This window comes from Paraburkholderia elongata (assembly GCF_013177735.1).
GTDB lineage: Bacteria > Pseudomonadota > Gammaproteobacteria > Burkholderiales > Burkholderiaceae > Paraburkholderia > Paraburkholderia elongata.
Map to the genome: position 1 here is coordinate 1 of NZ_WOEZ01000013.1, position 8560 is coordinate 8560.

The 8560-nt window shown below is 62.6% G+C and carries 8 protein-coding genes and 1 pseudogene; all 9 read right to left on the bottom strand.

What is annotated here, in order from left to right; translation table 11 throughout:
• Positions 1 to 192: pseudogene (locus GNZ13_RS51475) on the bottom strand (aldose 1-epimerase); the annotation flags it as partial.
• A 209-nt stretch (positions 193 to 401) separates the two neighbouring features.
• The gene (locus GNZ13_RS02330) at positions 402 to 1358 is read right to left on the bottom strand and encodes an SMP-30/gluconolactonase/LRE family protein (protein ID WP_172160130.1); all 957 of its coding nucleotides are present in this window, start codon (positions 1356 to 1358) and stop codon (positions 402 to 404) included.
• On the bottom strand, positions 1355 to 2155 hold the full coding sequence (locus GNZ13_RS02335) for an SDR family NAD(P)-dependent oxidoreductase (protein WP_172160131.1): 801 nt from the start codon (positions 2153 to 2155) through the stop codon (positions 1355 to 1357). Before GNZ13_RS02335 ends, GNZ13_RS02330 begins: the two co-directional genes overlap by 4 nt.
• A gap of 40 nt (positions 2156 to 2195) precedes the next feature.
• Positions 2196 to 3212, bottom strand: coding sequence for an L-arabinose ABC transporter permease AraH (araH, locus tag GNZ13_RS02340; protein ID WP_172160132.1), 1017 nt, complete (start codon positions 3210 to 3212; stop codon positions 2196 to 2198).
• A gap of 54 nt (positions 3213 to 3266) precedes the next feature.
• A complete protein-coding gene (gene araG, locus GNZ13_RS02345) occupies positions 3267 to 4802 on the bottom strand; it encodes an L-arabinose ABC transporter ATP-binding protein AraG (RefSeq protein ID WP_172160133.1) in 1536 nt (511 codons plus the stop codon).
• A 173-nt stretch (positions 4803 to 4975) separates the two neighbouring features.
• Positions 4976 to 5974, bottom strand: a complete 999-nt coding sequence (locus GNZ13_RS02350; protein ID WP_172160134.1) for an arabinose ABC transporter substrate-binding protein — start codon at positions 5972 to 5974, stop codon at positions 4976 to 4978.
• 164 nt (positions 5975 to 6138) lie between these two features.
• Complete coding sequence (locus tag GNZ13_RS02355) at positions 6139 to 6963, bottom strand: SDR family oxidoreductase (protein WP_172160135.1); 825 nt, start codon at positions 6961 to 6963, stop codon at positions 6139 to 6141.
• Positions 6960 to 7640 (bottom strand): 2-dehydro-3-deoxy-6-phosphogalactonate aldolase, encoded by a 681-nt coding sequence (locus GNZ13_RS02360; RefSeq protein ID WP_172160136.1) that lies wholly within the window; start codon positions 7638 to 7640, stop codon positions 6960 to 6962. The genes GNZ13_RS02355 and GNZ13_RS02360 overlap by 4 nt, the downstream gene beginning before the upstream one ends.
• A 36-nt stretch (positions 7641 to 7676) precedes the next feature.
• A partial coding sequence (locus tag GNZ13_RS02365; protein ID WP_172160138.1) for a 2-dehydro-3-deoxygalactonokinase occupies positions 7677 to 8560 on the bottom strand: 884 nt, incomplete at its 5' end.

Sequence of the window (8560 nt, forward strand, 5' to 3'; positions counted from 1 at the left end):
CCCGCGGGGCGGCGGCGCGCCGTCGGGGCGCAAAGGCGCGTTGGAAGCGGGGATGCACGCGAGCTCGCCGCCGCTCGTCTCACCGACTGCAACCGCCGACGTACTGGGACCCGGAAGCACCGGATTGGCCGCCGCGTTGAGTCGCGCGCGCCGGCTCTGGGAAGAAGCGGAAACAGGATTCGCAACAGTCATATCTGGCTCCATCGAGAGGCGTGGGACATTGCCGTCATTGCTGACGGATGCTGTTGGGCGATTTTTTGAACCGGTCGCCTCTGGGTCCGAATTGCATGCTGCCGATTTGCTGCCGCTGGTTTTGCGACATCAACTTCTGATGCACTTTCTCAATCACTGCTCGACTACCCTCCGCTGCCGCCTCGACATTGAGGCTGCGTCATTTTGCGCTATGCAGGCGAGCCTTGGAACACCGGTTCCGGCAAACCTTGTCGCCCCGGCGTTGCGATAAACACGCCGCCCGCATGAGAATCGCTCGCGAGCGCAGCCGCATCGAGATCAATGCGCGCGCTCGTGATGTAGAGCGTGTCCAGTTGCGCGCGCCCCGCAGGAAGTCCCCTTGGGGGAGGCTCCGCAGGAATTCCCCTTGCGGGACCGCCAAACGCGACGCAACTCGGCTGCGCGGTCGGCACGTCGACGCGCGCGGTTTCCACGCCGTCGGGGCCATATCGCACCACTCGCCCGCCGCCCCATTGCGCGTTCCACAAACCGCCGTCGCAGTCGACGGTCGAGCCGTCGGGCTCGCCGGTCGCGTCAGTCAATGTCGTGAACACGCGGTCGTTGGCGATGCTGCCGTTCGCGCGATAGTCGCAGACGCGGATTTCACGCGTCGGCGAATCGCAGTAGTACATCGTCGCGCCGTCAGGACTGAACGCGATGCTGTTCGAGATCGCCGGTGCGGGTAGCAGCAAACGCTCCAGCGACAAATCGTGGTTCAGGCGATAAAACCCGCCGACGGCTTGCAGCGGCGAGCCTTCGTCTTTCGTGCCGAATACGAAACGGCCCTGACGGTCGCAGCGGCCGTCGTTCACGCGCGTATTCAAGTCAGGTTCGACGTCGACGATACGCTGCGTCTCGCCGGTTGCCAGATCGAAGAACGCCAGATGTGTCGCCAATCCGAGCAGCAGGTAGTTCGGATCGGCACACAACGCGAACGTGGCAATACGCTCGGGCATGCGCCAGAACGTGCTGCGGCCGTCGCTCGGGTCATAGCGCCACAGCTGCGCGCCTTCGATATCGGTCCAGTAGAAGCGGCCTGTTTTTTCGCACCACGTCGCGCCTTCGCCGAGCGTGCATTTCGTATCGAGCAGCAGCGTCGCGCGAGGCGCAGGCACACTCGAACTCACGCCCAGCCTCCGTCGACGATGATGTCCTGCGCCGTGATCATCCTGCTGTCGTCGGCGGCGAGGAACAGCGCCATGCGGGCGAGATCGGCGGGTTGCAGTTCAGCGTCGATGCACTGGCCTTCCTTGATCGAGCGGCGGCCCGCGTCGTCGAGCCACAAACGTTTCTGCTTTTCCGTCATCACCCAACCCGGCACCAGCGTATTGACGCGAATGTTGAAGTGACCGAGGTCGCGCGCGAGGCCGCGCGTCAAACCCTGCACCGCCGATTTCGACATCACGTACACCGGATAGCCGCCGTTCTTCAGCATCCAGCTGATCGAGCCGAGATTGATGATCGAACCGCTGTTGGTGGCTTTCATGTCCTCTATCACCGCTTGCGCCGCGAAGAACTGATGGCGGATATTCACCGCGATACCTGCGTCGAAAAACTCGCGCGTCACTTCACCAATCGCGTGGCGCTTGTCGTTTGCCGCGTTGTTCACCAGCACCTGAATCGGACCGAGCGCAGCCTTCACATCGGCGATCGCTTTCTGCAGCGCGTCGATGTCGGTCAGATCGCACGGCAAGAACAGCGGCTTGTGTTTCGAGTCACCGAACTCATCGGCGAGCGCTTCACCCGCAGTCGCATCGATATCGAAGAACGCGACGCGCGCGCCTTGCGCCGCGAAATGCTCGACGAACGATGCGCCGATACCGGTCGCGCCGCCCGTAATCAACACGATTCGGTCGACGAGACTCGGATAGCGGGCAAACGCGCTTTGTGCGAGACGGTCGTTTGCATTGGCCGGAGACGACATCGTTCGATTCCTTTTAGAGCAAAGTGAGTAAGTCGCGGGTTTAATCCCGCGAGCCGCGGTTCTTCAACTGGTCGAGCAGCACAGCGGCGAGCAGAATCGCGCCACGCACGAGGTACTGATAGAACGCGTCGATGTTCATCAGGTTCATCACGTTCTCGACCGTCCCCATGATCAGCACGCCGATCACGACACCGGAGATCGTTGCTCGACCGCCGAGCAGCGATACGCCGCCCAACACGCAAGCCGAAATCACGTTCAGCTCGAAGCCTTCCGCCGCATTCGGCTGACCCGACGTAATCCGCGAAGCCAGAATCACACCGGCCAGCGCAGTGACGGCGCCCTGAATCAGGAAGATATAAACGCGCGTGCGTTCGACGTTGATACCGGCAAGACGCGAGGCTTCGGGATTACCACCGATTGCCAGCGTATTACGGCCGTACACGGTCTGATTGAGCATTACGCCGAACACGATGAAGCACAGCAGCGTGACCCAGATCGGCAGCGACACGCCGAAGAAGCTCAAACCGCCCAACGCGATAAACGTATCCGACGACACGCCCACTGCTTGCCCATGCGACACGATAAAGCCGAGACCGCGGACGATTTCCATCGTCGCGAGCGTGGTGATCAGCGCATTGATGCGCAGATAAGCGATCACCGCACCGTTGACGAAACCGATCACAGCACCTGCCGCCACCGCGGCGATGATTGCGATGAACGTGTTACCGGTCGCGTTCAGGACCATCGCGCACAGCACGCCCGCGAACGCGACCGTCGACCCCACCGACAAGTCGAAATCGCGCGAGGCCAGACAGAACATCATCGTGCACGCGACCATGCCGATCTGCGAAATCGACAGTGCGAGGCCGAGCATGTTCTCGATCGAAAAGAAGTGATCGACCGTCAGCGACATCGTGATGAACATCACGATGAAGATCAGAATCAGGCTGTACTCGGTGATCTGCTGCCACCATTTCGCCTTGTCGTTCGACTGCGGAATCAGCGCTTCGGCCGCGCCTTTGGCGGCTTGTTGCGCGAGGTTTTCTCTGGCTTGCATTTTGAAGACTCCTCCCGTTCCCCACGGGTTGCCGGACTTTCGTCCAAATAATGTTCAGGCCGCTTGCTCGGTAGCTGCGGTTCCGGGCAGCGCGGTCGAGCTTTGCGGCAACGCGAGGCTCAACACCGTTTGTTCCGTTGCTTCCTTGCGTGACAGCTCGCCGGAAATCCGACCTTGACGCATCACGACGATCCGGTCGGACACGCCGAGCACTTCCGGCAATTCCGACGAAATCATCACAATCGCGCAGCCGCGTTCGGCAAGCTGATAAATCACGTTATAGATCTCGTGCTTCGCACCGACGTCGATCCCGCGCGTCGGTTCGTCGAGAATCACCACTTTCAGATCAGGCTCGGCCAGCCAGCGCGACAGAATCGCCTTCTGCTGGTTGCCGCCCGACAGGAAGCGAATCTTCTGACGGCGGCTCGGTGTCTTGATCTTCAGCAACTTGATAAAGCGGTCGGCGGTTTCCGCTTCCTTCTTGCGGTCGAGGAACATCCCCGCACGCAGATAGTGACGGCGGCAACTGATATTGATGTTCTCCGACACGGTCGCCATCGCGACGATGCCTTCTTCCTTGCGGTCTTCCGGGCACAGCACGATGCCGTGTTTGATCGCCTCACCCGCGCTGCGCACCTTGATCGGCTTGCCGTCGAGCACGATTTCGCCGCCCTTCTTGTGATCGGCGCCGTACACAAGGTGCATCAGTTCGCTGCGTCCCGCGCCCACCAGACCGAAGAAGCCGACGATCTCGCCACGGCGCACTTCGAAGCTGGCCGGTTGCGCGAGCGCATGGCCTTCGATCGCTTTCGCCGCGAAGCGCACGTCGCCCAACGGCCGCGCTGAATAGTTATAGATGTCGGCGATTTCACGTCCGACCATCTCGCTCACGATGGTGTCGCGCGACACGCCTTCGAGCGTCGGATGCGAGGCGATCTTGCGGCCGTCGCGGAAGATCGTGCAGGCGTCGCACAGTTCGTAGATCTCGTCCATGCGGTGCGAGATGTAGATCATCGCGCGGTTGTCGGCACGCAGATCGCGCACCAGCTTGAACAGCACTTCGGTCTCGCGATGCGACAGCGAACTGGTCGGCTCATCCAGTGCAATCACGCGCGCGTTACGCAGCAACGCCTTGCAGATTTCGACCATCTGCCGTTGTGCGATCGAGAGTTTGCGCAGCTTCGCGTTCGGATCGAGACCCACGCCCATCGCTTCGAGGCGTTCACGCACGAAGCGCTTGGCTTCGCGCTTGTTGACCCAGCCAAGCGAGTTCGGCAGTCGGCCCAGCAGCAGGTTTTCCGCGACCGTCAGATCGGGCACGTATTGCAGTTCCTGGTGAATCACCGCGATCCCCGCCGCGATCGACGCCGCCGCGCTCGTAAAGCGCACCTCATTGCCGTCGATCATCACGCGACCGGAGTCGGGCTGATATTCACCGCCGAGAATCTTCAGCAGGGTCGATTTCCCTGCGCCGTTTTCGCCCATCAGGCCGTGCACCTGCCCGACGTTGACGTCGAAGGACACACCGTCGAGCGCGCGCACGCCTGGAAAGACTTTGCCGATATTGTCAAAACGTAGCGTCGCTGACACTTCGCCTCCTGTTGCTTCGTGTGAACCGCGCTTTAGGTGCTTCTTGGGCACAAAGCGTGGTCTGTCTCAACTGCTCATCTTTTATTGCTTCCGGTGATCGCTGCCGGTGCGCCCAATCCCTGGAGAATGACGCACCGGCAGTTCACTTCACTGCACCGCTGTAAAACGGCGGCTTACTTCGATGCGAGGCCCATCTTCTCGCGCACTTCGCCCACGTTGTCACGCGTGGCCAGCATGCCGCTCGTCAGCGTGAGCATCGGCGGTTCCTTGCCTTGCGTGATCCAGTCGTACATCAGCGTCGAGGTTTCTTCGCCGTGACGCTTCGGGCTGATGATGACCGTGCCGAAGAAGCCGGTCGGCGACGGCTTCTTGAACTCGTTCAATGCCGATTCCGAACCGCCGATGCCGATGCCGATCATGTTGTCCGCCTTGAAGCCGCGGCCTTCCGCTGCGCGCACCGCGCCGAGCACGCCTTCGTCGTTCAGCGCGTAAGCCACCCAGTGCTTGAACTGCGGGTTCTTCGTCAGCGCAATGTTCGCTGCGTTGAAAGCGTTTTCCGTATCGGTCTTCGCTTGCGGCGCGGCGATGATGTTCGCCTTCGGGAAGCCGGCGGCGACTAGTGCGTCGGTGGCGCCCGTGGTGCGGTCATGCGCGGTCGGCAGTTGTTCGTAGGTCACGTCGATCGCGCCGACGTCCTTCATGTCCCAGCCGCGCTTCTTGATTTCCGCAGCCAGGCCGTCGCCCACCTGCTTGCCGATGTTGTACGCCGAGATGCCCATATGCGGCACCGATGCGATCGGCTTGCCCGCACCGTCAACGAGGCGGTCGTCGACCGTCATCATCTTCAGGCCGTCGGCCTTCGCCTTGGCGACGATGCCCGGTCCGAGCTTGACGTCAGGCGTGCAGATCACAAAGCCTTGCGCTTTCTGAGCCGACAGGTTGTCGATCGCGCTCATCACCTTCTCGCCCGACGGCGCGCCGATCTTGACCAGCGTGAAGCCCTTCTCCTTGGCGGCAATTTCCGCGAACTTCCATTCGTCCTGGAACCACGGTTCTTCCGGCTGCTTCACGAGGAAGCCGATCTTGACCGGATCCGCGGCTTGCGCCACCGGTGCGTTGAAGAGCACACCCGCCGCCGCTGCTGCCAGCGTGAGGAAAATTCTTCGTTTCATAATGCGTGTCTCCTGACTAATTGATAACGAGAAGGTATCGGCCGCGTCTTCTTGTACCGGTTGTGACACACGCGGCCAGCGCGTCGTCCGGTGAAACCTGGCTACCAGTTATTACTTGTTCTTGCTGCTGGTCCTGCTTCTTCCTGCGCGCTGGTCCGCTACGTTCAGTCGTGATACAGCGCGGAGCGGCCGCCATCCACGGTGATGCAGGTGGCGTTGATGAACGGCGCTTCATCCGAGGCGAGAAACACCGCCGTCATCGCCACTTCTTCCGGGCGGCCGATGCGCTTCATCGGTTGCAGATCGAGCGTCGCCTGTTTCGCGGCGGCCGGATCGGCTTGTTCGTTCCACCAGTCGTGCGTCAATTGCGTTTCGATGTACCCCGGCGCGATCGCATTGACCCGCACATTGCGCGGCGCGTATTCGATGCCGAGTGCACGCGTCAGGCCAAGCACGCCATGCTTCGCCACCGGGTACGGAAAACATCCCGGGATGATCTTGAATGCATGCGTCGACGCGATATTCACGATGCTGCCCGCGCCGCGTTCGACCATGCCCGGCAGCACCGCGCGACACCCGTTCCACACACCATCGAGATCGACGGCGAAGCAACGGCGCCAGTCGTCGTCGGTCATCGTAAGCGGGTCGCAGAACACGTTGATGCCGGCGTTGTTGACCAGCACGTCGAGCGCGCCGAACGTGTGTTCCGCCTCGCTCACTGCGTGCTGAACCGAGGCTGACTGCGTCACGTCGGTCTGCACCGCGAGCACTTTTGCTTCGCTGGCTTTGTCCGCTCCACGTGTGTCAATTGCGCTTGCACTGGCACCAAGCGCCGCCCGGATTTCTCGCGCCGTCCGCTCGGCCGTTTCGATATCGAGTTCAGCCAGTACGACCGCTGCGCCCTCGCGCGCAAACGCGAACGCGATCGCCGCACCGATGCCGCGCCCGGCGCCGGTGATCAACGCGACTTTGTCGGCGAGCCGTTTCATTTCTTCGCACCCGCGCGGGCGATGCGCAACCCGTTGATGAACGCCTTCGCATGCGAAGCCGTCACCGCCACGCTCTGCCCCGGCTTATACAGCGCCGAGCCGAGGCCGAAGCCGTTCGCGCCAGCACTCAAGAACGGGCCCATGTTGTCCGGCGTGATCCCACCGACCGGCACCAGCGGCACTTCCGCCGCGATCACCGCGCGCCACGCCTTCACGACCTGACAGCCGAGTTGTTCCGCAGGGAACATCTTCAGTACATCCGCGCCGTTTTTCAGCGCGATGAAGGCCTCGTTCGGCGTCGCCACGCCCGGCGCACAGGCCATGCCTTGCGCTTTCGCGGCAACGACGACCTCCGGGTCGCTATGCGGCATGACGATCAATTCGCCACCCGCCGACTTTACGTCGCTGACAAAACTCGGATGCAGCACCGTTCCCGCACCGACGATCGCATCGGCCGGCAGCGCCTTGCGGATCGCCGCGATGCTGTCGAACGGCTGCGGCGAATTCAACGGCACTTCGACGATGCGAAAGCCGGCTTCGTACAACGACTGCCCGTGCTCGGCGGCATCCGCGGGCGTCACGCCGCGCATGATCGCGATCAGCGGACAGACCTCGAACGCCGCGATCAGACCCGCGTGCGGCATGTACGGGGCGGGCAGATTGATGTGAGGTTGCATGTCGGTTCCTTGTTTCGTGGTCGGCGGCGCTGTCGGTTAGCCGGCGTGCGCCGCTTGGGGCGTGGGATTGACGAGCCCCGCCTGGGTGGCGACGCGCCACAAACCGCGCTCGGTGGCGTGCTTCACCAGTTCAGCGTGAGTGCAGCCGAATTGCGCAAGTGCCACGCGATAGCGCTCGCACAACGCTTCATTGCCGATCAGGCGCAAGTGCTGCCCGGCGAGCGAGCTTTGCTGTTGCATGAGCACGGCTTCAAGACCGGCCAGTTCGTGCCCGATCAGCAAGCCCGACAGATAGTCCGGCTGCTGTTCGCGCGAAAGTTGTCCGGTGAGCCCGAGCGTGCGAGCGCTGAATACGGTGGCCAGCATCCCCGCCTGACCTTTGTCGCGGGCGATCTTCACGCCGCGCAGGAACGCTTCGGTATCTGGACGATCCGGCGTGACCATCGTGCGGCCGAGGATGGTGTGCTCGCGCAATGCCGCGAACACTTCACCGGTCATGAAGGTATGAAAACGTTCGATGCGGCCCGCCTGCACGACGGCCCATTTCGCGTGGGTACCGGGCAAACCGATCAGCGCGCGCTTGCCGCTCTCCACGGCGCCGGTGTCCTGACCGAGTGCGCCGAAAATCTGTGTTTCTTCGCCGCGCATCACATTCGGCAGGTCGCCGCGCTGCAGGACGCCCGGCACGATGTGCAGCGTCGCGCCGCCCGCGGCTTTTACACGCACGATGCCGGCCACCAGCGCATTCGCATTCGCCGGCGCGTCGACATACGGTGCTTCGAACCAGCCTTGCGCGCTGCCGACCATGCCGGCTGCGATCACCGGCACGGCGGGCGCCCGTTCGGGCCCGGCGCCGCCCGCGTCCTCGCAAGCGGGCTCGCAGCCGCCCTGCTCGGCGCGACGCGGGCAAATTAATGTTG